This window comes from Singulisphaera rosea (assembly GCF_054877945.1).
The window spans coordinates 124,701-150,497 of sequence record NZ_JBTYIP020000007.1; the positions used below are offsets into that span (position 1 = coordinate 124,701).

At 61.4% G+C, this 25,797-nt stretch carries 22 protein-coding genes and 1 riboswitch; of the genes, 15 read left to right on the plus strand and 7 right to left on the minus strand.

All coding sequences use genetic code 11. The features are described 5' to 3' along the window. Window positions 1–95: 95 nt before the first annotated feature. From ahcY to ACYOEI_RS14925, 3 genes are all read right to left on the minus strand, one after another. Entirely contained in the window at window positions 96–1,517 is a 1,422-nt protein-coding gene (gene ahcY / locus ACYOEI_RS14915) for an adenosylhomocysteinase (protein ID WP_462850304.1), read from the minus strand. A gap of 20 nt (window positions 1,518–1,537) precedes the next feature. Further along, a riboswitch (S-adenosyl-L-homocysteine riboswitch) is annotated at window positions 1,538–1,627 on the minus strand. Window positions 1,628–2,330: 703 nt separating this feature from the next. Next, window positions 2,331–3,656, minus strand: a complete 1,326-nt coding sequence (gene dcuC, locus ACYOEI_RS14920; protein ID WP_462850305.1) for a C4-dicarboxylate transporter DcuC — start codon at window positions 3,654–3,656, stop codon at window positions 2,331–2,333. Between the two features lie 195 nt (window positions 3,657–3,851). Continuing rightward, window positions 3,852–6,569, minus strand: coding sequence for a PQQ-dependent sugar dehydrogenase (locus ACYOEI_RS14925; protein ID WP_462850306.1), 2,718 nt, complete (start codon window positions 6,567–6,569; stop codon window positions 3,852–3,854). A 574-nt stretch (window positions 6,570–7,143) separates the two neighbouring features. Between ACYOEI_RS14925 and ACYOEI_RS14930 the strand changes: the two genes are divergently transcribed. The 7 genes from ACYOEI_RS14930 to ACYOEI_RS14960 all read left to right on the plus strand — a co-directional run bounded on the left by ACYOEI_RS14930 (window position 7,144) and on the right by ACYOEI_RS14960 (window position 15,328). Then, the gene (locus tag ACYOEI_RS14930; protein WP_462850475.1) at window positions 7,144–7,818 is read left to right on the plus strand and encodes an O-methyltransferase; all 675 of its coding nucleotides are present in this window, start codon (window positions 7,144–7,146) and stop codon (window positions 7,816–7,818) included. Window positions 7,819–7,904: 86 nt separating this feature from the next. Beyond that, window positions 7,905–8,684, plus strand: coding sequence for an exodeoxyribonuclease III (gene xth, locus ACYOEI_RS14935; RefSeq protein ID WP_462850307.1), 780 nt, complete (start codon window positions 7,905–7,907; stop codon window positions 8,682–8,684). Window positions 8,685–9,218: 534 nt separating this feature from the next. Then, window positions 9,219–10,355 (plus strand): hypothetical protein, encoded by a 1,137-nt coding sequence (locus tag ACYOEI_RS14940; protein ID WP_462850308.1) that lies wholly within the window; start codon window positions 9,219–9,221, stop codon window positions 10,353–10,355. A 1,308-nt stretch (window positions 10,356–11,663) separates the two neighbouring features. Next, window positions 11,664–11,996: an ArsR/SmtB family transcription factor gene (locus ACYOEI_RS14945; protein ID WP_462850309.1), complete on the plus strand. Its 333-nt coding sequence runs from the start codon at window positions 11,664–11,666 to the stop codon at window positions 11,994–11,996. Further along, window positions 11,993–12,454: an SRPBCC family protein gene (locus tag ACYOEI_RS14950; RefSeq protein WP_462850310.1), complete on the plus strand. Its 462-nt coding sequence runs from the start codon at window positions 11,993–11,995 to the stop codon at window positions 12,452–12,454. The genes ACYOEI_RS14945 and ACYOEI_RS14950 overlap by 4 nt, the downstream gene beginning before the upstream one ends. 149 nt (window positions 12,455–12,603) lie before the next feature. Beyond that, window positions 12,604–12,840, plus strand: coding sequence for a hypothetical protein (locus ACYOEI_RS14955; protein ID WP_462850311.1), 237 nt, complete (start codon window positions 12,604–12,606; stop codon window positions 12,838–12,840). A gap of 241 nt (window positions 12,841–13,081) precedes the next feature. Continuing rightward, a complete protein-coding gene (locus tag ACYOEI_RS14960) occupies window positions 13,082–15,328 on the plus strand; it encodes an ATP-binding cassette domain-containing protein (RefSeq protein ID WP_462850312.1) in 2,247 nt (748 codons plus the stop codon). 129 nt (window positions 15,329–15,457) lie between these two features. Here ACYOEI_RS14960 and ACYOEI_RS14965 read toward each other — a convergent pair whose 3' ends face one another. The 4 genes from ACYOEI_RS14965 to ACYOEI_RS14980 all read right to left on the minus strand — a co-directional run bounded on the left by ACYOEI_RS14965 (window position 15,458) and on the right by ACYOEI_RS14980 (window position 18,899). Continuing rightward, window positions 15,458–16,414 carry a zinc-ribbon domain containing protein gene (locus ACYOEI_RS14965; RefSeq protein WP_462850313.1) on the minus strand — a complete coding sequence of 319 codons (957 nt, stop codon included), beginning with the start codon at window positions 16,412–16,414 and terminating at the stop codon, window positions 15,458–15,460. A 101-nt stretch (window positions 16,415–16,515) separates the two neighbouring features. Further along, window positions 16,516–16,953 (minus strand): SRPBCC domain-containing protein, encoded by a 438-nt coding sequence (locus tag ACYOEI_RS14970; RefSeq protein ID WP_462850314.1) that lies wholly within the window; start codon window positions 16,951–16,953, stop codon window positions 16,516–16,518. Window positions 16,954–17,208: 255 nt separating this feature from the next. Beyond that, on the minus strand, window positions 17,209–17,940 hold the full coding sequence (locus tag ACYOEI_RS14975) for an SDR family oxidoreductase (protein ID WP_462850315.1): 732 nt from the start codon (window positions 17,938–17,940) through the stop codon (window positions 17,209–17,211). A gap of 92 nt (window positions 17,941–18,032) precedes the next feature. Then, window positions 18,033–18,899: an SDR family oxidoreductase gene (locus ACYOEI_RS14980; RefSeq protein WP_462850316.1), complete on the minus strand. Its 867-nt coding sequence runs from the start codon at window positions 18,897–18,899 to the stop codon at window positions 18,033–18,035. 113 nt (window positions 18,900–19,012) lie between these two features. Between ACYOEI_RS14980 and ACYOEI_RS14985 the strand changes: the two genes are divergently transcribed. The 8 genes from ACYOEI_RS14985 (at window position 19,013) to ACYOEI_RS15020 (ending at window position 25,412) form a co-directional block, all read left to right on the plus strand. After that, window positions 19,013–19,735 (plus strand): TetR/AcrR family transcriptional regulator, encoded by a 723-nt coding sequence (locus ACYOEI_RS14985; protein WP_462850317.1) that lies wholly within the window; start codon window positions 19,013–19,015, stop codon window positions 19,733–19,735. Between the two features lie 432 nt (window positions 19,736–20,167). Next, complete coding sequence (locus ACYOEI_RS14990) at window positions 20,168–20,347, plus strand: hypothetical protein (protein ID WP_462850319.1); 180 nt, start codon at window positions 20,168–20,170, stop codon at window positions 20,345–20,347. A 110-nt stretch (window positions 20,348–20,457) separates the two neighbouring features. After that, window positions 20,458–20,589, plus strand: coding sequence for a hypothetical protein (locus ACYOEI_RS14995; RefSeq protein WP_462850320.1), 132 nt, complete (start codon window positions 20,458–20,460; stop codon window positions 20,587–20,589). Further along, complete coding sequence (locus tag ACYOEI_RS15000) at window positions 20,586–21,656, plus strand: sensor histidine kinase (RefSeq protein WP_462850321.1); 1,071 nt, start codon at window positions 20,586–20,588, stop codon at window positions 21,654–21,656. The genes ACYOEI_RS14995 and ACYOEI_RS15000 overlap by 4 nt, the downstream gene beginning before the upstream one ends. Beyond that, on the plus strand, window positions 21,653–21,889 hold the full coding sequence (locus ACYOEI_RS15005; RefSeq protein ID WP_462850322.1) for a response regulator transcription factor: 237 nt from the start codon (window positions 21,653–21,655) through the stop codon (window positions 21,887–21,889). Before ACYOEI_RS15000 ends, ACYOEI_RS15005 begins: the two co-directional genes overlap by 4 nt. Window positions 21,890–22,779: 890 nt before the next feature. Further along, window positions 22,780–23,547 carry a bestrophin-like domain gene (locus ACYOEI_RS15010; RefSeq protein WP_462850323.1) on the plus strand — a complete coding sequence of 256 codons (768 nt, stop codon included), beginning with the start codon at window positions 22,780–22,782 and terminating at the stop codon, window positions 23,545–23,547. Between the two features lie 59 nt (window positions 23,548–23,606). Continuing rightward, window positions 23,607–25,022, plus strand: a complete 1,416-nt coding sequence (locus ACYOEI_RS15015) for a DUF1254 domain-containing protein (RefSeq protein ID WP_462850324.1) — start codon at window positions 23,607–23,609, stop codon at window positions 25,020–25,022. Window positions 25,023–25,025: 3 nt separating this feature from the next. Continuing rightward, window positions 25,026–25,412 carry a hypothetical protein gene (locus tag ACYOEI_RS15020; RefSeq protein ID WP_462850325.1) on the plus strand — a complete coding sequence of 129 codons (387 nt, stop codon included), beginning with the start codon at window positions 25,026–25,028 and terminating at the stop codon, window positions 25,410–25,412. Window positions 25,413–25,797: the final 385 nt, after the last annotated feature.

The window sequence follows — 25,797 nt, forward strand, 5'->3', positions numbered from 1 at the left end:
AAGATAATCTTTGTTCATGGACATACAATACGGCTTTGACCAGGACAGATAGGCGGCCGCGGGGAGCAAGGCTCCCCGCGGTCGAGAGGCTTCGATCAATAGCGGTAGTGGTCCGACTTGTACGGACCTTCCTTGGGGACGTGGATGTAGGCGGCCTGCTCGGTGGTCAGCTCGCTCAACTGGACGTTCAGCGTCCTGAGCTGGAGCCGGGCGACGTGCTCGTCGAGCTTCTTGGGCAGGACGTAGACGCCGATGGGGTACTTGTCGGGGTTGCCCCAGAGCTCGATTTGGGCAAGCACCTGGTTGGCGAAGGACGAGCTCATGACGTAGGAGGGGTGGCCGGTGCCGCAGCCGAGGTTGACCAGGCGGCCCTTGGCGAGCAGGATGATCCGCTTGCCGTCGGGGAAGATGACGTGGTCGACCTGGGGCTTGATCTCCTCCCACCGGTAGTCTTCGAGCGACGCGACGTCGATCTCGTTGTCGAAGTGGCCGATGTTGCACACGATGGCCTGATTCTTCATCTTGGCCATGTGAGCATGCGTGATGACCTTGAAGTTGCCCGTGGTCGTCACGAAGATGTCGGCCTTGTCGGCCGCGTACTCCATGGTGACGACGCGGTAGCCTTCCATCGCGGCCTGGAGCGCACAGATCGGGTCGATCTCGGTGATCCACACCTGGGCCGAGAGGGCACGGAGGGCCTGGGCCGAACCTTTGCCCACGTCGCCGTAGCCGGCGACGACGGCGATCTTGCCGGCGATCATCACGTCGGTGGCGCGCTTGATGCCGTCGACCAGCGACTCGCGGCAACCGTAGAGGTTGTCGAACTTCGACTTGGTGACGGAGTCATTCACGTTGATGGCGGGGAACTTCAACTCGCCCCGCTTGTGCATCTGATAGAGGCGGTGGACGCCGGTCGTGGTCTCTTCCGTCACGCCCTTGATCGCGGCGAGGTTCTTGGAGTACCAGCCCGGCTGCGAGGCGATGCGGCTCTTGATGGCGGCGAAGAGGATCCGCTCTTCCTCACTGCTCGGGTTGTCGAGGACGTGGATGTCGGCCTCGGCGCGGGCGCCGAGGTGGAGCAGCAAGGTCGCGTCGCCACCGTCGTCGAGGATCATGTTCGAGTGGCCACCGTCGGCCCATTCGAAGATCCTGTGGGTGTAGTCCCAATACTCCTTGAGGGATTCGCCCTTGAAGGCGAAGACCGGAATGCCGGCATCGGCGATGGCGGCGGCGGCGTGGTCCTGGGTGGAGAAGATGTTGCACGAGGCCCAGCGGATCTCGGCGCCCAAGGCCTTGAGCGTCTCGATCAGGACGGCCGTCTGGATGGTCATGTGGAGCGAGCCGGTGATGCGTGCGCCCTTCAGGGGCTGCGACGCGGCATACTCGTCGCGGATGGCCATCAGGCCAGGCATTTCGGTCTCGGCAATCGCGATCTCGCGGCGGCCCCACGGGGCGAGCCCGATGTCGGCGACGAGATAATCGGTGAAGGCGGCGGTTTTCTGCGCAACGGTGGCCACGTTCATAGACTCCAAAAGAAAATGAACGGGCGCCGTTGCACGATATTTTTTCTCCACCTCGCGAGCCTGGCAGGAACGCCCTAGCGTCCGTCGCAGCGCCCCTCGTCGAGATGGTGTTCGGGTGACAAGCGGTAGGCGAGGCTCCCGGGAATCACCAGTTCCAAGGAACGAGCATTTTATCCCAACGACCGGTTCGCTGACAAGTCGAAGGCCGAGAACCCGGATGGTTACCCTAAGTCTCCTGAGAATTAACCTTTAAGGCACGAACCAGGCTCAGGGCACGCCACCTTTTATGAGAATGCGACGGCACGTTACGGTCTGCCGCTCACGTGTCTTCCAGCCCACGAGGGCAGGTCGACGAACGCCTCCCGGTTTTCCAACTCGGACGTGCGGATCTCCCCCTCGCCCTGAGCTCGTCGAGTCGAACAGCAGGTACAGACACCGGAACACCCCTCGGCTTCATGGAATCCGCTTCATGATGATTCGGCCCACACCGTCGCGATATGAAGTTTTTAAGCCCCAGGCCCAAACCGTCCGTGTCAGGCCATTTCTCTCCGATTTACCCACTTTATCTATTCTTGGCGCCTTCTCATTGCCATCTTTTCAGATAAGGAGCTTTGCGTCACCTCGACGGAATCGGTACCGTTGAAACGCGTGCGAGGACTTCCTCGACATGGCATCAGGCCCCGTGGAGCGCACGTCAACCGCCGCCGTCGATTCCGTCGCGCTCGCATCACAGAGCGATTCGTCATCCTGTCCGAATGAATTTCACGGGACAATACACCAAAGAATTCATCCTCGCCCGGTGAATCCCTATCCTCGCCCATAAGCCATCAATAGGGCCACGGCCATGCCGGCCACCAGTGCGGGCAGGAGTGGTCGGATGAGGCCGGCTGGCGTGGTGCCGACGAGGCCCGTGGCACAGAGGACGACGGCGGAGACGGGGGACATGGTCCGTCCGGCGGCCGCGGAGAGGCACGCGAGGGCACCGAGGGTCGGCATTCCGGCCCGGTCGGCGAGCGGTGCGAGGCAAGCCTGGGCGTAGGCCAGGACGGGCCCGGAACCGGAACCCGAGAGTGCGGCGAGGCCCCAGGGAATTGCGATCGAGAGGAACGCCAAACCTCGATGGGAATGACCGACCCGAGAGAGGAGGGCGTCGCCCAGCCCGACGGCGGCGACTCCGGCTCCGAAACACTGGGCAACGATCGTGAGGCTGATGACGTCGCGGTAGGCCGCCCCCATCCCCTCGAAAAGCGCCGAGGCCACCGGGCGAATCTCCCGCCAGCCGATTAACGCGGCCAGCCCGAAGCCGATCAGGAGGGCTCGGACGACCGGGATCGCGGCCGCGAGGTCGGGCCGATTGGCCACACCGTCCACGACCAGGAGCCAGCCGAGAGGGGCCCAACCGGCGTGGGACAGGAGGAGCAGCCCCACGGGTACGAGCGGGATGATCGCCTTCAGCGGTTGGATTCGCTCCTCAGGATCGATCTCGGGAATCGTTGCCCCGTGAGGGTCCACCGTCGAGGGGACTTCCTCGCCCCGAGCCGGCCGGGCGCTGAAGCTGAAGACGACGATGGCCGAGACGAGTCCGGCGATGCTTGCAGGGATCACACGACGACTCAGGGCATGCGGGATGATCCCCACGACCCCGGCGAGGGCCTGGACATCCTGGGCGGCCGGGTTGAGCAGATCGCCCCCGAACGAGGCCCCGAGCACCAACGCCGCACCGGCGACTTCGGGGCGGTATCCGGCGGCGACGAGAAGCGGGATCAGGATCGGGCCGAGCATCGCCGCGACGCCGGACTGGCTGGGGACGGCCAGGTTCACGACGTAGGCCACGGCGATTCCACCCGGCGCCACGGCCCAGGCACGGCCTCGCAGCGGGCGGGTGAGCACATTCACGAGGTGGCGGTCGCACCCGGTCACCCGGAGCACGGCCGCGAATCCCATCGCCGCGCAAATCGGCGCGACCATCCCGGCGATCATCGACTTCGCGAACGCGTCGAGCACCGCGAGCGGTCGGCCCGCGAGGCTCGCGAGGGCCAGCCCTCCTCCAAAAAGGGCGAGCCTGAGGTCGTATCGGCGAACGACCAGGCCTATGGTCGCCGCGACGATCCCGAGGGCGAGGACCATTCTCATAAAAGTCGACGTCGAGTATGGGCAGGATTCAGGGCCTCGGCACTTGCCGGAGACAAGTACGCGATCATCCCACCCTATTCCGCAACAAACAAGGTGGGCGGAAAGACGACCAGGACGGAACGTCCCGGCAATCCTCCCGCCCCCCAAGCCGACTTCTCAGAGCGAGCTCACCTTACCCCCTCGACAATCGGCGTTTCACTGCCGGCTCCGGAGATACTCCAGCAAGTCGGCCGCCTCTTGCGAGGTCAGGCCGGCGAGTTGCTGGTCGGGCATGAGCGATCGGAGGGAAGGTTGAAGCTGTTCGATGTCCTTGGCCTCCAGGGTGATCGCCTTGTCCTCGGCGTCACGCAAGACGACGGCGCTCTCGCTTCTCTTGACCAACTGCCCCGTCGCCGACCTCCCGTCGTTCAAAAGGGCGAGGTAGGCTGCATACTTGGGTTCGATCCGTCGAGAAGGTTCGAGGAGACTCTCCAGGAGATCCTCCCGAGAACGGCTCTTGCCGATCGCCGATAGGTCAGGGCCGATCGTCTTGCCACGCTCACCGATTTTGTGGCACTGGCCGCAGTTGAGAGCGGTGGACCAGAAGAGCGTCTCGCCTCGTTTGGCGTCGCCCGACACCGTCAGGATGGCGCGAGGTTGGGGGTTCGACCCGAGCTTTCGGACCGCCTTGGGATCGACGGGCAGGTAGCCCTCGAACAGGTCGCGGACCAGCCCGGGGGACAGCTTCGCTGCGGAGGCGACGAGCGCGTCCCGTTCCGCCGGCTTGAGCTCGCCTCGACCGAATTTCCGGGCCAGGGGCAAGGCCGACTTGGGGTCGGCCAGGACGGCGGCCGTCGGATTGGCCGGGGATGCCGCCCACTTCTTCCCCTGGGCGGCGTCGAGGCTGGCAATCCACAGCTCGATTAGCCGCAAGCCGGCCTCGTCGGGACGTTCGGAACCGATGTGGGGCATACGGTCACGTCCGAATTTGGACATTCGATAATATAACGTGCTCGAACCCGGATCCCCCGGCTTGATGATGCAGGCCTCCGGCAATGAGAAGTCTCCCCGCAGCGGCCGAACTCCCACGGCATTCATTTCATCGACTTCGACGGGGAACTTCAAACGCAAGGGCACCGAACCGCCCCCGTGCTCGCTGTGGCAGTGGCCGCAACTCGAGTGGAGGTAGCTCCGAGCCCGGGCTTCGAGCGTCTGGCCGCGGTCGGCAGGGTCGGCGAGCTTCGGCTCCCTGGCCACTGAACTCGCCGTGAAGGGCGGGAGCGCCTTGTCCTCGTCCCCCTTGCGCTGGATGTATCCGGCCCTCGTCAGGAAGACAAGCTGGTTCACCGCATCGGTCCCCTTGCGGTTCAACTGCTCGGGGAGGAACGCCAGGGTGTATTCCGACTGGTTGCTGTGGCAAGACATGCACTGGCTTCGACTATGAAATTGCCAGCGCCGTACCTGCTTCCCGTCGCGAACGTCCTTCTCGAGGCCTTCCGCGGGGACGATGTCGGCGTCGGACTGGTCCTCTCGCCAGGCGTAGGAGTAGGGTCGCCAATCCAGGCCATCGTAGTGCAAAACCTGGGTCTCGACGCGATGCCCACCGACGGAAAGCGTCCTGGCGAGGACACCGTCTTTGGGGAAGTGCATCCGGAAGCTATGCCAATTCACCATGCCTGGGACCGGCTTCCCCTTGTCATACAGGGAGACGGACGAAGTCCCGGGAAGTCCCAGCAGATACTCGGCGGTCGCCCCGTCCTGCCACTGTCGGCTATTGACCTTGAACGGTACGACCCCGGGCGCGGGCGTGTACTTCGGGACCGACGACAGGAGCCCGGTCTGCGACAAGGTCGTCGGGAACTTCGTGTTGCGGGCGGTTCGGGAATTGCGCTCGAGCGTATTGATCGTGCCGTCGTCGTAGTCGAGGACGTAGATCTCCCCGTCCTTGTCCTCGCCGAAGGCCGCGATGCGAACTAATGGCGGCGCGATCTCCGTCATTTCTTTCGCGTGGTCGCCGTCGAATCGGGCCGCCCAGATCCGTCTGGTCTCCCAGTCACCGAAGATATAGGCACCTCGGAGCTCCGGAAACTTTTGCCCGTGGTAGACCAGGCCCCCTGTGATGCTGCAGGCGAGGGTATGCGAAAGCGCGATGAGCGGCGGCCGGATCGGGGTCGGCCCGACCTTCTCGGGCTTTACAGGTTGAGGTCCTTCCATCGCGGACCAGCCGTAGTTCCCCCCCTTCTCGATCCGGTGGACCGACTCCCAGAGTTCCCAGCCGACGTCGCCGACGAACAGCTCACCCGTTTGTCGGTCGAAGCTCATTCGCCAGGGATTGCGGAGCCCGTAGGCCCAGACTTCAGGCCTCGCGTCCTTGGTCCCGACGAACGGGTTGTCCGGAGGGACTGCGTAGTTCTTCCCCGCGTCTTTGCGCGAGACGTCGATGCGCAAGATGGACGAGAGAAGGTCCGAGATATCCTGACCGGTGTTGAACGGGTCGGGTGGGTTTGGCGACCCGGCATCGCCGGTCGAGATATAGAGCATTCGGTCGGGCCCGAAGTGGATGTCCCCCCCGTTATGCCCGCCTTGCTTGAAGGTCAGGAGGACTTCTTCGCTCGAGGCGTCGATCCTCGGTGGGTTCGCCTGAGTGACCGTGAATCGGGAGACTCGCGTGCCGTCTTCGAGGTTCGGCTTGCTGGACTTCCCCCTAAGCGTATAGCAGAGGTAGCAGCGTCGATTCTTTTCGAAGTCGGGGTCGAAGGCGAGTCCGTAGACCGACTCCAATTCCTTGGCGTCGGGATGGTCCGGGATCGTCTTGATTTCGGTTCGGAAGTCGAGGAACGGTTCAGTCTTGGCATTCGGACCGGGGACGAACGAGGTGAGGGTGCCCCCCACTTCGACGACGACCAGTCGGTCAGTCCCTGGGATCCGCGACATGAGCCCGGGATGGTCGAACTTCAGCTTCGGGAAGGCTCGGACTAACTTGAACGGTAAGGGCGGATCGGGCGACCCCACAAGCTTCGAACTTCGCCAGGGTACGCGTGTCGATTTGCCGGAGGAGGATCCTGACGGCTCAGCCGCGAGCGTCTCTCGACGCAGGAGCCATCCAACTATCAACACACTTAGAAGGCCGAGCACAGCCAGAGTCCGGCGGTGTCCCCATCGGCAGGATGTCGCCATGAGTCGCGCTCCGAGGACCAGATTCGTGGAGAGATGTCCCAGGGGGACCGTTCGAGTTGCGTCGCCATTGTAAAGCGTCCCGAGCCCAAGTGAAAAACGATTCTGAAAATGCGGTCTCCCTGGTGGAATCGTTCTTCCCTCATCTTCACGACCTACGGGTATTGCGCTTGGATAGCAGCATCGTTCGTCCGGACAAGGACTCAACGAATTCGGTCGACCCTGTCGAGCCAAGAGGGACGATGGTACTGTGAGCCCGGTCGAGCTCGCGCGAGAGGCCGATCGATCCGTCCACACGATCCGCCGAGCAAGCCGGCCCCCAATCGGAGGAATGATGACGCAGGAGACATGGACAGCCGTCGACACGTACTTTGCCGATCTTCTGCTCGCGAAAGACCCGTCTCTCGAAGCCGCCCTACAACGGAGCGACTCGGCCGGCCTGCCGGCGATCCACGTCTCTCCCGCCCAGGGAAAGCTCCTCCATCTCCTGGCGAGACTCCAAGGCGCCCGAACAATCCTGGAAGTCGGTACTCTCGGCGGCTACAGCACGATCTGGCTCGCCCGTGCGCTCCCAGCGGGAGGTCGCCTGATCACCCTCGAGGCCGATCCCAAGCATGCCGAGGTGGCCAAAGAGAATATTCAACAAGCCGGACTCGGTGATATCGTGGAGATCCGGCTCGGTCCCGCGTTGGAGTCGCTCCCTCAAATCGCCGGTGCGGGACTCGGGCCCTTCGACCTCATCTTCGTCGACGCCGACAAGACGAGCACGACGGAATACTTCGAGTGGGCTCTCAAGCTCTCGAAGGTCGGGAGCCTGGTCATCGTCGACAATGTCGTGCGGAACGGCGCCGTGATCGATCCCTCGAGCGACGACCCCAACGTTCAAGGGGTGCGACGCTTTAACGCAAGGCTCTCGGCCGAACCTCGCGTCAGCGCCACCGCGTTGCAAACGGTGGGAATCAAGGGCTACGACGGCTTTGCGCTCGCCCTGGTCGTTTCAGGGGCTTAATCCCTCGGAGTCCTCGAAGGAAGACCAGTCCGCGTTTTCGCGCGGGAAATGTCCAGTGACCAACGTTCACGGATGACCATCCCCTCATGAAGATCGCCACCTACAACATCAATGGAATCGGGGCACGTCTCCCTCTTCTCCTGGAATGGCTCGAGTCGTTCCGGCCCGACGTCGCCTGCCTGCAAGAGTTGAAAGCACCCGACGAACGATTTCCCGTCGAGGCCATTCGTCAGGTCGGTTACGAGGCGGTCTGGCACGGTCAAAAAAGCTGGAACGGGGTCGCCATCCTCGCACGCAGGCCGCTCGCAGAGAGTCGGCGAGGACTCCCCGGCGACCCTGACGACACGCATAGCCGTTATATCGAAGCCAAGGTTGATGACCTCACCATCGGCTGCCTCTATCTCCCGAACGGAAACCCTGCCCCAGGCCCCAAGTTCGACTACAAGCTCGCATGGTTTCGACGCTTCCACGAGTACGCCGCGAGCTTGCTCGAAGCGCGGGGACCAGTCGTTCTCGCCGGCGACTACAACGTCATCCCATCCGAGCGAGACGCCTACAAGCCCGAACGCTGGGTCCATGACGCCCTCTTCCTCCCCGAAACTCGCCGGGCGTATCAGGACCTCCTCGCCCAAGGTTGGACCGACGCGATCCGGCACCTCCACCCCGAGGAAACGATCTACACCTTCTGGGACTACATGCGAGGAGCTTTCTCCCGCAACGCAGGCATCCGGATCGACCACCTGCTCCTGAGCCCGGACTTGCTCCCAAAGTTGAGGATCTCCGGTGTGGACCGAGAGATCCGAGCGAGGGAGAAAACGAGCGACCATGCACCGACCTGGATTGAGCTCGAGACGACGCCAACCTGAAGACTCCTACTCTAGATTTAATAAGGTTTTATAGATTGTCCGGGCTTCGTCCTGTCGTATCGATCGAGCGTTTGCGATGCGGGAACCAAGAGCAGAGGGGGAAAGGCCGAAAACATAGAAGATCCTTGAAGCCCCTCGCCCGAGGTGGGTCCTCCTAAAGCTCCTCCAGTGAGACGAAAAACGAAGATCGGTAACTGGCAATAGCTATGCGAGGTGCTTGACAACAAGCACGACGTCTCTGATAATCCTGAGACATTCTGATGCCGCCTGCGATGGGAACCCGGTCGTGGGCAAATAAAGGCAGGGCAACGTCGGCACAACGTCAAGTGCCGGTTCGAGGCCCTGTTTTTTGTTTGCGCCTTACGAATACGAGGAAACACGCAGATGAGCGACAATCTCACCGGTTACGTCCAGTTCGTCGACGACGAGCAAGGCTACCTCCGCTGGCTTGCGGAGAATCCGAACGGCTTCGTTGTCGACTCGTTCCGCGTTCCTACCGGCAACTACCTCAAGTTGCATCGTACGTCGTGCAAGTTGATCAATACCGGCTTGCCGAACAACTGGACGACGCGGTCATACATCAAGACCTGCTCGACGATTCCAAAGCTTCTGGACCGCTGGGCGGTCGACGCGACCGGATTCGGGATCAGTCCTTGCGGCGTATGTGATCCCCAGGTTGCAACCAAACCGGACGCGTCGACCGCGTGTGTGGCCGGGGGAACCGAACGTCCAAATCTCGCGACTCAGGCGCTCATCGATAACGTTCGCCCCTGCGCCATTTCGGGCAAGGGCGAAGTCCCGGCGACGATCTCGACCGGCTGTCCAGAGCTGGACAAAGCATGGTCAGCCTACGCCCAAATGATTCTTCGTTCGGACATCCTCATTCCTGACACGGAGGAGGATCTGAACTGGCACGCATTCCTCGGGCACAGCATCGACATGCAGGGCTTCCGAGCCGCCGAGTTCGCCGGAATCGACCCACTGACAAGGCATGCCCCCGACTTCATTCCCTTGAAGACCAGAGGCATCGGAATCCCGGAGCTCGCCTCGCTGTGGCAGATTAAGACGATTCGTGATCATCTACGTGGAGGACGTTGGGACGAGTATCTACGGCCAGAGACCATTGAAGTTCTGCGAACAGAAGGGGGCGAGATCGGGAAATCGCTCGCGGACGCCTTCGAGAAATTCCCTCGAACGAAATATCGATGGTCCCTGAGAGCATTGCTGCAGAACTCGGACAAACTGAGTCCCTTCCGATTCTCCTTCCGTGAATGGCTCCGGGCCGAATGCGACCAATTGGGGATCCAATCCTTTCCCCCCAGCGACTTCAGGCAAGGCGTCCCGTTCGGTGGCGGCATGTGGACCATCGAGCAGGCTCTACGAACCCGCCTGGCCGCTGAATTCTTCATGGTCGGACCAGCCATGTCGGCTTACATGATCTGCGACTGGCAGCTCTGGCTTTGGCGAGAAGGATTGACGGCCGTCTTCGCCAACTTCAAGCTCGATTCGTTCCACGAGAAGTTCGTGAAGAAATTCGGGCGAGGTGTAGTCCCCACCGATGAAGCCGGGTTCATCCGTTGGTGGTTTGGGCTGCATCCCGAACTTCCTCCTCGTCTGGCCAACGAATGCATCTGGTTGGCCGTCGAGAACAAGTTGGTGAGCCTGAGTTAAGTCCAGCCGGAATTGATGGTTAGAACTCCCCCGACCATGCAGACGACCCATGCCCAGAACTTCCAACCGCGATGGCTTCCGGGCATGGGCGTTCAATGTTCTGGGAAGGACTCGATTCTCAGAATTCTCGTCAGGTTGTCAGGAAAGCCGGAATCCCTCGTCGTCCGCCGACGCCTGACTTTGTGAGGTCGATGCCGAGGGCATGATCGTCAAATGTGCATCCGTTCGATCTCGGAGTGCCCGATTGAAGAAGACCGCCACCCGTTGCTCGGTCCCGCAGTGCACAAACGAGCCGTAATAGAGTACGGGTGAGGTGAGGATCGAGCCGATGAATAGGTGCCCTATCGCCCTGCCGGCGGATGCTGCCTCCGCCTCGACCAATGCGAAAGCGGGTTGTTTCGCCGTGATCGCGTTCGCGTTCCGTTCCACCTCAACCTGAAGTTGCGCGGCACAACGAGGGCAGGTGATCTGCCCGGTAAAAACCAGGCTTGGCCTCGACCCTGGTTCGGCGACTCGCAGCATGCCCAGGGGTGAGGACCCTTGTCGCTCTTTCGTCGATGACCCGCTCACACCGGTCGAACTTTGTGTTCGCTGGCTCACGGAGTAGACCGTCCCTCGAACACGTTCCACCTCCCGTTCCCAGGCTTCATGTCGTTTGGCCGGGTCGTTTCCTGCCTCTGAGTGGAAGTTTTGATAGTAACCCAGCCCAGGAGACTTCTCGACGCTGCGGACGACCAGGGCGATCAGGACCGGAAGGTTGCGCTCTCGGCAGTTCTGGCCCACTTCGCTCAGAGCTCGATAAAGACGCTCGTCATTGTGTGCCACCCCGTCATAGGGTGACTCTAGCGGAGGAAGAGCGCTTACAAGTTGCTTATACGTAATGAGTGGGCTCGCCAGGCCGGTTCTCAGGGCCAAGACCTGAAAAATCGCTTCACCGAGCGGAGACATGCGGACAGCCCTCAAGGTGTAGAGGTGGAGGACTCCAGAAATAGTCGGAGCCGAGAGCGACCGCAAGGGGTGAGTGACGAGAGACTGGATGTCCTTCAAGCGGTGTGCGTAGCTACCGCCAACCCATTGACACATGTAAATCGAAATAATATTTTATAAAATAATTCCATTTAATTACTCATTAATATTATCACTTATAAATATTCGCTGGATTGGGTCAAGCGCCGGGAGACTTTCGGGGCTTGCGCCAGGAAGCCCGGTAACGCGAAGCTGGGCGGCCAAAGTCGTGAACACGCAATTGCGGAGAGTCCGCAAACTTCGAACTTGACTCGTAAGGTTTTTCTTACCAATATAGGCCTCATGGTCGTCGCCCCCAATTCTGAGCCCGATGTCTTCGGAGCCATCAGCCATCCGGCGCGTCGGCGGATGCTCGACCTCCTCGCGGAGTCCGACCATTCGGTCAACGCGATGGCGGTGCATTTCGAGATGAGCCGCCCGGCGGTCTCCCAGCATCTCCGCGTCTTGCTCGATTCCGGGCTCGTCACCGAGCAACGGCACGGGCGAGAGCGCCGTTACCATCTCGTCCCGGAACGACTCGGGCCGGTGCGAGAGTGGATGGCGCACTACGAGCGGTTCTGGGACGACCGGCTCAATCGTCTCCAGCAGCAACTCACGGAAAGGAGTCAGGAGTGAGCAACACCATCCGAAGGGAATTGCGGATACCACAACCGCCGGCGCAGGTGTGGCGTGCCCTCACGGACAGCGCGACCCTCGCCGAGTGGATGTTTCCCAACGACTTCAAGCCGAGCGTCGGCCACCGCTTCACATTCCACGTCCCTCCGAACCCCAAGGCGGGCTTCGACGGGTTAATCGTGCAGTGCGAGGTCCTGGAGTGCGACCCGCCGAGGAGGCTCCTCTTCTCATGGTCGGTCGCCGGTCCCGTCGAGAACACGCGTGTGTCCTATCGGCTCGAACCCGATGGGGAAGGGACACATCTCGTTTTCGAACACTCGGGATTCGACCTCACCCAACCGTCGGGCGATGGGGCGATCCGTGGGGCCGAATTCGGCTGGGCGAGGATGCACAAGTCGCTCGCCGCCATCCTGGCCAACCTCGAGGCCAGTCACGGCGACGAACACCGTCAAGCCTGACGGGGAAGCAAACGTCAACATTGCCCAAGCATGACGAAGCTTCGTGGGCCCAGTTGCTCAGAGATTCGTCCCGGGGGCCTGGGCCGTCGATTCCCAGGCCTGACCTGGAGCCTTCGAGGTCCCCCCTCAAAACATTTCTGGAGACGTCCATGAACCAAGGTGTCAAGCGTTCCATCCTGCGCTGGATCCACCTCATCTTCAGCATTCCGATCATCGGGTACATCTATAGCCCGTTCGAAGAAATCCCGAAGTACGCACCCGCGACACGGTATGTCTTTCTGCCCATACTCGTCGTCTCGGGCCTGTGGATGTGGAAGGGCCATCTCGTGCGGAGGTTGTTGACCAAGAGACCGACCGAACGGATCGCCGTCGAGTCCCAGCGATAACCAGACGGCTCGCGAAAGTCCACCAAGCCGCTTTTGGTCGGCGCGATCGAAAACCCACCACAAAGGTACAGAGTCACCGAGGAACCTGAATAACCTCGGAAATGGCGCCATCCTCTCCGGATTTCGTCTTTTGTGTCGTGATGCCTTTGTGGTGGAAGTGAACTTGGTGGTGATCGGCGAGACATGTTGCGGAAATGGCCTGTAGTCTCCGGACCACCGCTTGATCTCAAGGAGAGGATCAATGTCTCAGGAATTCATCGAGATCCGGGGCGCACGGGAGAACAACCTCAAGGATGTTTCGCTGCGGATCCCGAAGCGGAAGATCACGATTTTCACGGGTGTCTCCGGTTCGGGGAAGTCATCGATCGTCTTCGACACCATCGCCAATGAAGCCCAAAGGCTGCTCAACGAGAACTTCAGCCTCTTCGTCCGCAATTTCTTGCCGCGCTATCCCCAACCCGAGGCGGACGCGATCGAGAATCTGAGCATGTCCATCGTGGTGGACCAGAAGCGTCTTGGCGGCGGCTCGCACTCGACGGTGGGGACGGTGACGGACATCTACAGCATCTTACGCCGGTTGTTTTGGCGGGTCGGCCAGCCGTTCGTCGGCCCGGTCAACGTCTTCAGTTTCAACGACCCGCAGGGCATGTGCCCAAATTGCAATGGGCTCGGTCGAAAGCTCGACGTCGATCTGAACAAATTCCTGGATAAATCCAAGTCACTCAATGAGGGAGCGATCCAATTCCCGGAATACGCGGTCGATAGCTGGTCCTGGAGCCTCTGTATCCAGTCCGGACTGTTCGACCCCGAGAAACGCCTTTCCGACTACACCCGCGAGGAAATGGATCGGCTACTGTTCTGCGGGCCGGTGAAGGTTAAGACCAGGGTCGGCAACAAGGATGTCAACCTGACGTTCCAGGGGATCATCGAAAAGTTTGCGTCGAAATACATCAAGCGGGACCTCGCGACCATGTCGGAGCGCACGCAGAATGCGGTGACTCCGTACATGACGATGGGCCCCTGTTCGGAATGTCAAGGTGCTCGGCTGAGCCGGCCCGTCCTGCAATGCAAGCTCAACGGACGTAACATCGCCGAGTTGGCGAACCTCGAGATCACCGACTTGATCGAGTTCGCTCGTTCCATCAACGATCCGGTCGCGCAGCCGATCGTCGAAACCTTGGTCTCTCGCCTGCAGCACCTCGCGGACATCGGCCTCGAGTACCTGAACCTGAACCGGGAAACCGACACGTTATCGGGGGGCGAGTCCCAGCGGATCAAGATCGTCAAGCACCTGAGCAGCAGCCTGATGGACGTGATGTATGTCTTCGACGAACCCAGCGTGGGCATGCACCCGCGCGACGTCCACCGCATGAACGAGCTCCTGCAGAAGCTCCGCGACAAGGGAAACACCGTCATCGTGGTGGAACATGACCCGGACGTGATCAAGGTCGCCGACCATATCGTCGACGTCGGTCCCGAGGCCGGGCGTCGCGGTGGCGAGATCGTATTTGAAGGGAGCTATCAGGACCTGCTCCATGCCGAGACTTTGACGGGAACCCATCTAAGGAAGAAAATTCCTCTCAAATCGAAGTTCCACCAGCCGAAGGGCAAACTTGCGATCAAGAATGCCAACGTCAATAATCTGAAAAACGTGAGCGTCGAGATCCCGACCGGTGTGCTGACCGTGGTGACGGGAGTGGCGGGTTCGGGTAAGAGCTCCCTGATCCATCAGGTCTTCTTGCAGCAGCATCCCGACGCCATCGTGATCGACCAATCGGCGGTGGGCGTCTCGAGCCGTTCGAATCCTGCCACCTACACCGGCATCATGGACGCCATCCGTAAGGCGTTCGCGACCGCCAATAAGGTGAACGCCTCGTTGTTCAGCTTCAACTCGAAGGGTGCCTGCGAGGGCTGTCAGGGGCTGGGCGTGATCTACACCGACCTGGCCTTTCTCAGCGAAGTGAAGACCCCCTGCGAATCCTGTGCCGGCAAGCGATTCAAGGACGACGTGCTCGCGTACAAGCTGAGTGGGAAATCCATCAGCGACGTCCTTGCCATGAACGTGCAGCAGGCCCTCGAGTTCTTCGAGATCAAGGACGTCGTTCGCAGACTTCAAGCCATGAGTGACGTGGGACTCGACTACCTGAGCTTGGGGCAGCCCTTGAGCACCCTGTCGGGGGGCGAGTGCCAACGCATCAAGCTGGCCAGCGAACTCCACAAGAAGGGGAGCGTCTACGTCATGGACGAGCCGACAACGGGCTTGCACATGTCCGACATCGGCCATCTCCTGGACGTCATGAATCGACTGGTGAAGGCGGGGAACACCGTGATCGTCATCGAACATAACCTGCACATCATCAAGAACGCGGATTGGATCATCGACATGGGGCCCGAAGGTGGAAACAAGGGGGGGAGTGTCATCTTCGAAGGGACACCAGAGGCGCTGTTGTCCGCCAAGAATTCGCTGACAAGCCAATACTTGAGGTAACGGTGGCTCAATTCGACTTCGACCGACGAAAACCCATCGTCGAGCCCAGGTGGCAGCGGGTTGAGCGGACGGGCTCGAGTCGAAGTTGGCGATAGGGCGAGATTCGCGAGGGGATCAGAAGCCATCGTCTCAAACGGTCGTTATGGGTCGAACTCCCCAACGTCCGCTCTTGTCCTGGACCCAATCGGTCAAGAGCCCGCGCCTTCTGAGCCGCTCGAAAGCCTTGGCATAGGAGGGGACCGACCCGAGGTCGAGGTTGTCCGCCGGGAGAGTTGCGGCCAAGGCCTGGACCTCGGAAACGACCTCCATGCCCGCATCGATCAGTCGACGGATCGATTCCAGCAACCTGCTTTCAGCGACGCCGAGCCGATGCCCTCCGACCACGGGAATCGCCGCGATCACGCCGACGAGCTCTTGTGTGACTTGTTCACCTGCGAGCCGTGTTAGTGCGAGATTCTTGAGCCTGCGCAATCGTTGTTCGTCCTCCAAGATCCCTGCCTTGTAGAGAACGATCGAATCGCCGACCAACACCCCGAGCTCCGTGTCGGTCAGGTCCTCTTGGTGGCTCAGTTCCGAGTATCGTTGAAAGTGACGATGGAGCCGTCGGCGCGACCGCCGACATTCCGGGCAACGTGCAGGGCAGCGAGCGCCGAGGTCGAAGCCAAGGTCCTCGTACCAGTACTTCTGCTCCCGAGCGTGGAATACGAACGGCCGAAGGCAATTTCGACATTTCGTCAGCATGTCGACATAAAATAAAATCGGGCAAGGAGAAGGCTTCTGCCGGGACAGGTCTGCCGGGAATCCGGACTCGGGAGAGTACGCGACGCCGAATATGGGGTGTGGGACGAGGTTCGTCGGCGCGGGCGAGTTCGGCGTCATGGCATACTCCCGCTTCAGGAAGGCGCCCGCGATTAATGGAACAACGACCCGGATATCAGACGAGAATCGACCACGACAAGAACGCGAATGGAAAATGGACCGGAGAAAACTAGTTTTTCCGCAGAAGACACAGATCGCCGAAGATGAAATCACTGCAATTGTTAATTTTACTTGCGTCGACCTGTGTCTTCTTCGGATAGTCTTCAACCTCCCATTGTCGCCCCACTGAGGGTCGTGGATAAGCAAGCCGATCGACTGTCAGTCCGCTCTCACCTTGCGTCGCAAGATCGGCCGGTACGACACGTCCGTCAGGCTTCAATCGGGACGTTTGCCTCCAACTCGGCGGAGAGACGGTCGAGGTTCTGTTCATTCGCGGGCTCGACGACGTGGCGGATCGCATTCGCCACCGAGTCGTCGTCGAAGGCTTGCTCCCACAACAGGAGCGTCCCCTCGGGTTGCTCATCCAGCGTGATCGTGAGTCGGAAGTGGGGCGCGCTGACGTGTCGAATTACGACTCTTCTGTCTAAGTCGATCGTCTCGAAAAACGATTCGTTTGGATAATTCTTTCCGTCGGGGCCATGCATGGTGAAGTCCCAACGACCACCCGTTTGGAATTCAAAGGTCTCGAAGGTGTTCGTGAATCCAGAGGGCCCCCACCACTTTGCCAGTCGATCCGGATCCTGGATCGCCGCGAAGATGTCGGAGGTTTTCGCGAAGATCTCTCGCTTCGTCGTGAAGGTCGTCACCTTGGATTCTCCGTTTCGGCCGGGTTTGGACGGCCTGCTCGCACCTCGACCCTTCGAGTTCGCGACCGCCGCGACGATCGGCCATCGACTTCTTTATCGGAGAAGTCGGCCCGGTCTGTACAAAGGTTTCCGCCGACGGCTTGAAACCTTCCGGGGCCGATCGTCCGGGACGACGAGTTTTGGCCCGAATCGATCCTCGCCTCCGTCCGCGGACAGGAGCTCTCGAGTTCGGCGGTCAAGACTTCGATCCGCACCCTACCAGGCGATCTCGCCGTTATCGTCGAAGAACTTCCCGGTCGGGGGATCATCCATCGTGGCGAGCTTCACGGCGATCGCCGCGCCCTGCTCCACCGAACGCGGGGCGGCGTCCGTGCCCATGTCGGTCTTGACCCAGCCTGGGCAGGTCGAATTCACCGAGATCCTTTCGGAGGCGAGGTCCTTCGCGAGTGCCACGGTCAAACCATTGAGGGCGGCTTTCGATGAGTTGTAGGCAAGGACGTTGACGCCGTAGAACGGTAAGGCGGGGTTGCTCATGACGCCGAGAGAGCCGAGGGTGGAGGACTGGTTGATGACCCTGGCCGAGGACGACTTGCGAAGCAGCGGGATCATGGCCCTGGTTACGGAGAAGACCCCGAAGACATTGGTCTCGTAGGTCTCTTTGAGCGTCGCCAACTCGAGCTCCGACGGCCTCGTGTGCGAGGCGAAGTCGAGGCTGATCCCCGCGTTATTGATCAGCACGTCGAGGCGTCCATATCGATCCTCGAGCCAACGGGCCGCGCTGGTGCCGGTAGAAGGGTCGGTCACGTCCACTCGGACGCCTTCCGCCTCCAGCCCTTCTCCTCGGAGCCGGTCGGCGGCGGCGTGGACCTTGGCCTCGTCCCGCGCGGCGAGAACGACCGCGAAGCCAAGTTTCCCGAGTTGGCGTCCGATCTCGAAGCCAATCCCCTTGTTAGCCCCGGTGATCAAAGCGACTTTCTTCTCCGACATCGATCCCCTCCTTGTTTTGCTGAGACTGAGTGTCCTAGGGCGTTTGTTCTCGACGGAGCCTGGCGGACCAAGCCCAAGCACTCCCGACCAGTTCAGCCTGACATTCGTTCCTTGACGAGATCCTCGACCCGTTGGGGCGGACGATTGAGGAGCGTCGAGAGCGTGGGATCCACCGTTGCGAATTCCCCGGCCCGAGCGGCTCGGAACAGCCCCATCTGGAGTTCGATCAACGGCGTGGGCATTCCCGATTTTACCAGAGAGTCTCGAAACTCATCGTCGGCGATCGGCTCCCGCCCAACCGGCCGATCCAGAATACTTGAGGCAATCGCCGCCAGTTCGGCGAGGCTTAAAGCCTCCGTCGCGGTCAATGGTGGCGTCGGCCCCTCAAATCTCCCCTCGTGGAACAGGATCGCCGCAGCGCCACCCGCGAGATCGGCGTGCGAGGTCCATGCAACCTTGCCGTCCTCCGGTGCCCGGATCGAGCCGGACTTGAACCCTTCTCCGAGCATAAGGAGGGCCGTGCTCGCGTAAAATCCGTTTCGCAGCGCCGTCCACGACAACCCGCTCTCCCGAAGCATCTCCTCCGTGGCGTAGTGAGTCTGCATCGGTGGGAAGTGCGAACGGTCACTGGCCCCCATATGGCTCGTGTAGACGATCCGTCTTACGCCGCACTCGCGGGCAACGTCGATAACGGTCCGATGATGAGCCAGCGGGTTGCCCCCCTGTGCCGCGGCATTCGAGGAGATCATCAAGACCTGTTCAGCCCCTTCGAACGCGTGGCGGAGGCTCTCCGCGTTCGTATAGTCGCCTTCGCGTATCGCGACGCCACGCATGGCCAGGTCTGCGACCTTCCCGGCGTCTCGGGTGCTTGCGACAATGCGTCGAGCAGGGACCGTCTCCAATAACGCCAAGACGATCGCCCGACCGAGATTTCCGCTCGCCCCGGTGACAACGATCATGGAAAACCCCTCCGATGGCCCGTTTCCATTGATAACACCCAAACGATATCCTCGTTAATCGTCAAAATCAAGTTCCGGTTTCTCGGGAAGGACGACGCGGTTACGATCGATCCATGGCTGACGCGCAAACCCAATCAGGCACGATCGAACCCGATGGAGACGTACGGTCGCGCATCCTCGCCGCGGCCTCGCGGCTGATCGCTGAAGGGGGTCGTGAGGCGGCGACGACCCGAGCCGTCGCGATGGCGGCCGGCGTGCAAGCTCCGACGATCTATCGTTTATTCGTCGATAAGATGGGTTTGCTCGACGCGGTCGCGGAGCATGCGATGGCGGCCTATGTCTCGTCGAAGGCGAGACGGGTTCCGAATCGAGATCCGATCGAAGATCTGCGAGAAGGGTGGGACATGCACATTGCGTTCTGCCTGGCCAACCCCGGCATTTTCGAGATCCTTGCCGGTGACCCTCGGTCGAATGGGTCATCGCCGGCCGCGAAGGCCGGCAGAGACGTCTTGCGCCAGAGGATTCATCGCCTGGCCCGTGCCGGACTCCTGACGACCAGCGTGGACCGAGCGGTCGACCTCTGGCATTCCGCCGCGTTGGGCACCGCCTTCACGCTCCTCTCCCAGCCGGAGGCGACCCGAGACCTCGACCTCGCGACGTTCACCAGGGAATCGATCCTCGCGGCAATCTCGGCGGTAGGCGAAACTCGCGTTGAACGGGAGCCGCAGACCGCCGCAGCCGAGCTTCGGGCATACCTGGAAACCATTCCAGGCCTGACTGCGGGAGAGCGACTCTTGCTCGGAGAATTGCTCGACCGCATCGCGAAGTCAGAGTGAAGTCAAGGTCTTGATGCTGAACTGCATGACCGCATACTTTCTCCAGCCATCCATTTTCGCCGCCCGCAGGGCACTCCGATCACAATAATCATAAATATAAAAATCGAATATTTGTCAATTTAACGTCAAGCCGGAACTGGACTCCTCGTCTGGGTTCGGAAGCACAGTGAGAGAATCATTACTCTCTGATGAATAGTCCATACAAGAAGGTAATTCACCTCGCCTCGGGCATGGGCTGCGATCCCCGAACAAAGCCAACTTGACGCCCGACAATCGCGTTGAAACGAGGCATCCGATCCGCTACGACGTTAGACAATGTCAGTCCTTGCGTCCTTGCGTTGAGCGGCGCACCCGGCCGAATGGCCGGTGTTCGGTCGGCGATGACCGACGGTCGCGGGGGGTCGATTCTCAAAAACTCTGATTGATGTCGGCGTGCCGATCCTCATGGTCTTCGCGATGGTCGTCGTCGGCATGGGGCTCACGATCGCCGACTTCCGCAGGGTGGCGATCCAGCCCAGGGCCGTACCCCCGGCAATCTTAGGTCAGACGGTGTCGCTGCCTGGCCTGGGCTGGATTCTTGCGAGCGGCCTACAGCGGTTAACGCAGGCATAGCGCACAAGGCGAACGCTTTCGACCAATATCCGTGGCTTTCAGCCGATTCTACAGTGTGCGATGCGACTGAGAACCGCTGTAGGCTTGCAGTATGTCGTCACCGCGGGGTGATGCTGGTCGCAGCCTGTCCGAGCGGTGCGATGGCAAACGTGTACACGCGACAAGCCCGAAGCGATGTGGCCTTGTCGGTAATGGTGACGGCAGTCTCGTGCCTTTCGGCCGGTTCGACTCGCAAATCGTGACCGCTCTGCGGCGGATCGCGGAGTTCCTGGGCATCGACCGGAGCGGCATGGGCGAGTTGGTGGGCAACCAGTTGGAGATCACTCACTCTTACAAATTGCCGGGAGTGCCGCCGTCGCTTCGGGTCATCGTGGAGTCCCACTTCCCGGCCTACTCTCGGAAGATCCTCGCGTGCGAAGCGTTCCGGACTCCCGACGATTTGCCGCGGGAGGCCACCATCGAACGAGCCTTCCTGACCCGGACGGGGATGAAGACGAACCTGACGATCCCGTTGAAGGTGACGGGGAGCGTCGTGGGAGCCATCGGGTTCGCCCCTTCCGCGCGACCATCGCATGGCCGGACGACCTGGTCCGCCGACTCCCCCTGGTCGGGGACGTTTTTTACCAATGCCCTGGCCCGCAAGCGGGCCGACGATGCCCTCCGGACGTTGGCCGCAAGTCTGCTGACCGCCCAAGAAGAGGAGCGCCGGCGGGTCGCCCTTGAAAAGCATGACGACGGGTCGCAGCGACAGGCCATCTTGGTCTTCGACATTGCGGATCTCGAGGTCCATCTCGGTGACTCGACGACCGCACTCCGGCGACTTCGTTTGATGCAGGGCCGGTTGGTTGACGTCGCCGAGGATTTACATGCGCTGTCTCGGCAGGTGCATCCCGCCATCCTTGACGACCTGGGGCTGGCCGAGGCCCTCCGGTCCGAGTGCGCCGCATTCTCGAGGCGCGAGGGGATCGACGTCGCTTTCCGCGCCGACGCCGTGCCCCGGATCGTTCCACGAGATGTGGCCTTGTGCGTCTACAGGGTCGCCCAGGAGGCCCTTCGCGATCTGTCGAAGAACGCGGCCGTCTCCAAAGGCCGAGTCAATCTCGCGATCGCCGGCACGGACCTGATACTGCAGGTGCGCGAAGAGGGCATCGGAATCGACCCGAGGGCCGCGCGCGTTGGTGCGGGACTCGGGCTGGCCAGCATCGAAGCGCGGGTCCGGCTCATCCGCGGCAACTCGACCCTCACCTCCGCACCTGGGCGGGGGACCACGGTCGAAGTCCACGCCACGTTCCAGGAAGGCGACTCGTGAAGGCCCGAATCCTCATCGCCGAGGACCACACGATTTTCGCCGAGTGCCTGCGCGACCGGTTCGAACCCGAATTCGAGGTCGTCGGGATGGTGGCGGACGGGCGACAACTCGTCGAGGCGGCCCGAGAGCACCGGCCGGGCGTGATCGTCGCGTACATCAAAATGCCGACACTCAACGGCATCGAGCCCGCGGTCCAGCTTCGCGAACAGGGCAAGCCGGGGTGGTTTTCCTGACCATGCATCGCGACGTGGCTTACGCCCGCCGGGCCATCCAGGCCGGGGCCCTCGGCCTCGTCCTCGAGCACTCGGTGTCGGCCGAGCTGGTGACCGCCGTCCGCGAGGCCTTGCTCGGTCGGACCTACATCAGCCCCATGATCGCCGGAGAACTTATCCATCGGTTCGTACCGCGGAGGCCCAGAAGGCCCGGATTCGGGAAGCCCTGGGGCCGAGCTGGTCCAGTACGCCACCCGCCACGGGATCATCTCGCTCTGACGGTGGCGTGCGACCATCGAGGTTCTTCGGAAGGGCAAGTGCGCAAAGCGCACTTTGTCATCCGTAAATTTGCGAAAGTTGCTTTCCCTCGCCGCGTTTCATCGGAATTCCTATCGATGAGCCGGCGATCCCGTGACATTGTCTACCGATCGACCCGTGAACAGACTTGGCGCGACGTCCTGCGCCGGCTACCACATAGGGTGTGCAAAGCCTGCCATGGCGGCAGGCCGCCTTCTCCCGGCAGACCGTCACCTGGGAATTCTTGGGAGCGTCCCCGGCCTTCGGCTCGGCCAGTTCGACACGTGGTCACGGTGGCCGAGGACCGGTCGCCCACTGACACCGGAGCGGTTCGTCGTGGACCTCATACGATCCGACGGCCGTGTGGCGGATTTCGCGGGTCGTTGCTCGAGGACCACGCGTCCTTCGGCTCGTCGCCCAGAGCGTGCGCGACCCGCCGAGATTCGCGGACAGTCTGCCGGCTACCGGAACGGCCGGGTTCGTTGCGGAAGCGGACAGCGGGCTGGGCCCCGGTCCTGGCCGTTCGGACCGTTCCTTCGGCGTCTTCAAATTCCCCGCGGTCTGACGAGTCCGAGGCGAAGGGTCGAGACCAGCTCCGAGCGGAGATCGCGTTCATGAGTTCGATAACCATTGCCCTTGTCGTCTTCGCCTGCGCCTTCGGAGGATCCCTTTTCGGTGTTCTGCTCCGCACCAGGCTCCCGGAGCATCAACTCAACCCGGAGTCGAAGGAAGTCATCAAGCTGGCCGTGGGCATTCTCGGAACCTTGACCGGGATGGTGCTCGGCTTGCTCGTCGCGTCGGCCAAAGGCTCGTTCGACTCCCAGCAAGCCGGCATCGCCCAACTGGCAGGCAACGTCATCACGCTCGACCGCACCCTGGCTCATTACGGACCCGAGGCGAAGGAGATCCGCGAATTGCTTCGCGTATCGGTGACTGACCTGATCGAGCGGACGTGGCCAAGCGACGGCCGCCGGACCGAAGCGTCCGGAAAAACAACCGGTACAGAGGGGCGCTATGAGGTGGTGTTCGACCGCATCCTGGCCCTCGGTGCGAAGACCGACGCCCAACGTACGATCCAAGCACAGGCCCTGAAGATCGTCACCGACACCGGACAGATGCGTTGGTCGCTTTACGCACGGCAACAAGGAAGCTCGATCCCGTTTCCATTCCTCGTGGTGCTGATCTTCTGGCTGACCCTCATCCTCGGCAGCTTCGGTTTGTTCGCGCCCCGGAACGCAACCGCACTCTTGTCTCTCGCCGTATGCGCAGCGGCGATCTCGTGTGCGATCTTCCTGATCCTCGAACTGGACCGCCCGTTCGTCGGGATCATTCGAATCCCCAGCGATCCGCTCCGCGCCGCACTGGAACATCTCGGTCGGTAACTGTTCGGCGACGCAATTATGATCCACGAAACGAGTCAGACCATCCGGAGGGGGGTTTTATGAATGTAATGACGCGGTGGCTTATCACACTGGGGTTCGGGCTCTTCGCGCTCCCAGGCGAGCTGTCGCCTGCCAGGGCGCAGGTCGTCGAGAACCAGGCCGTCGAGACGGGCGTCCAGGCTTACGTCTACGGCTACTCCCTGGTCACGATGGAATTCACCCGGCGAGTGATGACCAACGTCGACGGACCGAAGGACCACCACGCCCCGATGGGCCAGTTCTACAGGTCCCGCACCTACCCGGACGCCACGTTCCGAGATGTGACCGCTCCGAACGCGGACACGCTCTACTCGACCGCCTGGCTGAACCTCGCGAAGGAGCCTTACGTCCTGAGCCTGCCGGACATGGGCGACCGCTACTTCCTCATGCCCATGCTCAGTGGCTGGACGGACGTCTTCGCGGTGCCCGGCACCCGGACCACGGGGAATCGAGCCCAGACCTACGCGATCACCGGTCCGGGATGGAAGGGCGATCTGCCCGAGGGTGTCAAGGAGTTGAAGTCACCCACGAATCTAATCTGGATTCTCGGACGCACGTACTGCACCGGCACGCCGGACGACTACAAGGCGTGCCATGCGACGATGGACAAGTACGACCTCCGGCCGCTCAGCGCCTTCGGCAAGGCGTTCACGCCCCCCGCAGGCCGGGTCGATCCGACGGTGGACATGAAGTCGGCGGTCCGGGAACAGGTCCACAAGCTCGACTCTGGGGAATACTTCAAGCTGCTGGCGGCGCTCATGAAGGAAAATGCGCCGGCGAAGGAAGACGCCCCGATGGTCGAGGCCTTGGCGAAGATCGGGATCATCCCCGGTAAGGATTTCGACATCTCGCGTGTGGATGCGGATATCGCCAAGGGACTGGCGATGGTGCCTCGCGTGGCCCAGGGCAGGATCATGTCCCACTTCAAGGACGGCGGCTCGCTCGAGAACGGCTGGATTTTCACGACGAAGGCCGGGATCTATGGCACCGACTATCTACAGCGGGCCTTCATCACGGCGATCGGCCTGGGGGCCAACCGGGCGCAGGACGCTGTCTACCCCACCTCGACCAACGACTCCGCCGGCAGGGTGTACAGTGGGGCCAACAAGTACGTGCTGCATTTCCCGAAGGGCCAAAGCCCGCCGGCCAACGCTTTCTGGTCGATCACCATGTACGACGAAGCCTATTTCTTCGCCGACAACCCGCTGAACAAGTACACGGTCAGCCCGCGAAACAACCTGAAGTACAACGCGGACGGCTCGCTGGATCTCCTCATCCAGAACGAGTCGCCCGGCAAAGACAAGGAAGCCAACTGGCTCCCGGCCCCGAAGGACACGTTCATTCTGATGATGAGGTTGTATTGGCCCAGGGAAGAGACCCCGTCGATCCTCGACGGAACCTGGAAGCCGCCGGCAGTGAAGAGGGTCGGGAACTAGCGCATGGAAGAGATGCTCATTCGCGGCTGGGAACAACTTGTCGGACGCGCGACGGGTGCGTTGCACTTTCGCTTCATCCTACAGCCGCTGGTGGCCTCGTTCTTCGCCATTCGCTCCGGGTTGAGGGACGCCCGCGAAGGGCGTCCCGCTTTCCTCTGGACGCTCGTCCTCAACTCGCCGCAAAGGCGTACCCTGTTGCGACAACTCTGGACGGATGTGGGCAAGCTGTTCTTCGTCGCCGTTGTCCTTGATGTGATCTACCAAGCCACCGCATTCCACTGGTTCTATCCCGGGCTGGCGATGATCGTGGCGGCTACATTGGCAGTCGTCCCATACCTCTTGGTCCGTGGTCTGACCAATCGTATCGCCCGGCTCATGGGCCTTAAGTAGCCTCCGGGTTAACGGCTTGGAGCAAATTACGACTGGGCTGTGCCCATCGCGCGGGGCCTCCATTCGGCCTTTTCCAAGCCCGAAGCGCAAGCGAGTGAATTTCTAGATAAATAACAAGAGATTCATTCGTTCGTGTTTCGAGGTTGTACTGTTGCAAGGCAACTCGAAGGTCACACTCACAAATTCGGGGGGTCAACGCTAGAAAACGGGCAGGCGATCGCCGGTTCGATCTCGACCCCTTGAATCCCGTGAAATCCACATCTTTCCACTAAATCAATATCTCGAGTGCCGCTCACATTCCGCCATATTTCCCCCGGCAGTTGGGCACTCGTGTTCCGCGGTATTTGCCCCGTCTCTAATGGCACCGCGACCTGCTCGCGACGAG

What these genes read in the sequence shown, in the direction of transcription:
- dcuC (WP_462850305.1), bottom strand. Translation starts at nt 3,656, where the DNA reads ATGAGAATGGTCCTCGCCCTCGGGATCGTCGCGGCGACCATAGGCCTG.
- ACYOEI_RS14925 (WP_462850306.1), bottom strand. Translation starts at nt 6,569, where the DNA reads ATGTCGCGGATCCCAGGGACTGACCGACTGGTCGTCGTCGAAGTGGGG.
- ACYOEI_RS14930 (WP_462850475.1), top strand. Translation starts at nt 7,144, where the DNA reads ATGACGCAGGAGACATGGACAGCCGTCGACACGTACTTTGCCGATCTT.
- xth (WP_462850307.1), top strand. Translation starts at nt 7,905, where the DNA reads ATGAAGATCGCCACCTACAACATCAATGGAATCGGGGCACGTCTCCCT.
- ACYOEI_RS14945 (WP_462850309.1), top strand. Translation starts at nt 11,664, where the DNA reads ATGGTCGTCGCCCCCAATTCTGAGCCCGATGTCTTCGGAGCCATCAGC.
- ACYOEI_RS14955 (WP_462850311.1), top strand. Translation starts at nt 12,604, where the DNA reads ATGAACCAAGGTGTCAAGCGTTCCATCCTGCGCTGGATCCACCTCATC.
- ACYOEI_RS14960 (WP_462850312.1), top strand. Translation starts at nt 13,082, where the DNA reads ATGTCTCAGGAATTCATCGAGATCCGGGGCGCACGGGAGAACAACCTC.
- ACYOEI_RS14975 (WP_462850315.1), bottom strand. Translation starts at nt 17,940, where the DNA reads ATGTCGGAGAAGAAAGTCGCTTTGATCACCGGGGCTAACAAGGGGATT.
- ACYOEI_RS14980 (WP_462850316.1), bottom strand. Translation starts at nt 18,899, where the DNA reads ATGATCGTTGTCACCGGGGCGAGCGGAAATCTCGGTCGGGCGATCGTC.
- ACYOEI_RS14985 (WP_462850317.1), top strand. Translation starts at nt 19,013, where the DNA reads ATGGCTGACGCGCAAACCCAATCAGGCACGATCGAACCCGATGGAGAC.
- ACYOEI_RS14995 (WP_462850320.1), top strand. Translation starts at nt 20,458, where the DNA reads ATGCTGGTCGCAGCCTGTCCGAGCGGTGCGATGGCAAACGTGTACACG.
- ACYOEI_RS15010 (WP_462850323.1), top strand. Translation starts at nt 22,780, where the DNA reads ATGAGTTCGATAACCATTGCCCTTGTCGTCTTCGCCTGCGCCTTCGGA.
- ACYOEI_RS15015 (WP_462850324.1), top strand. Translation starts at nt 23,607, where the DNA reads ATGAATGTAATGACGCGGTGGCTTATCACACTGGGGTTCGGGCTCTTC.
- ACYOEI_RS15020 (WP_462850325.1), top strand. Translation starts at nt 25,026, where the DNA reads ATGGAAGAGATGCTCATTCGCGGCTGGGAACAACTTGTCGGACGCGCG.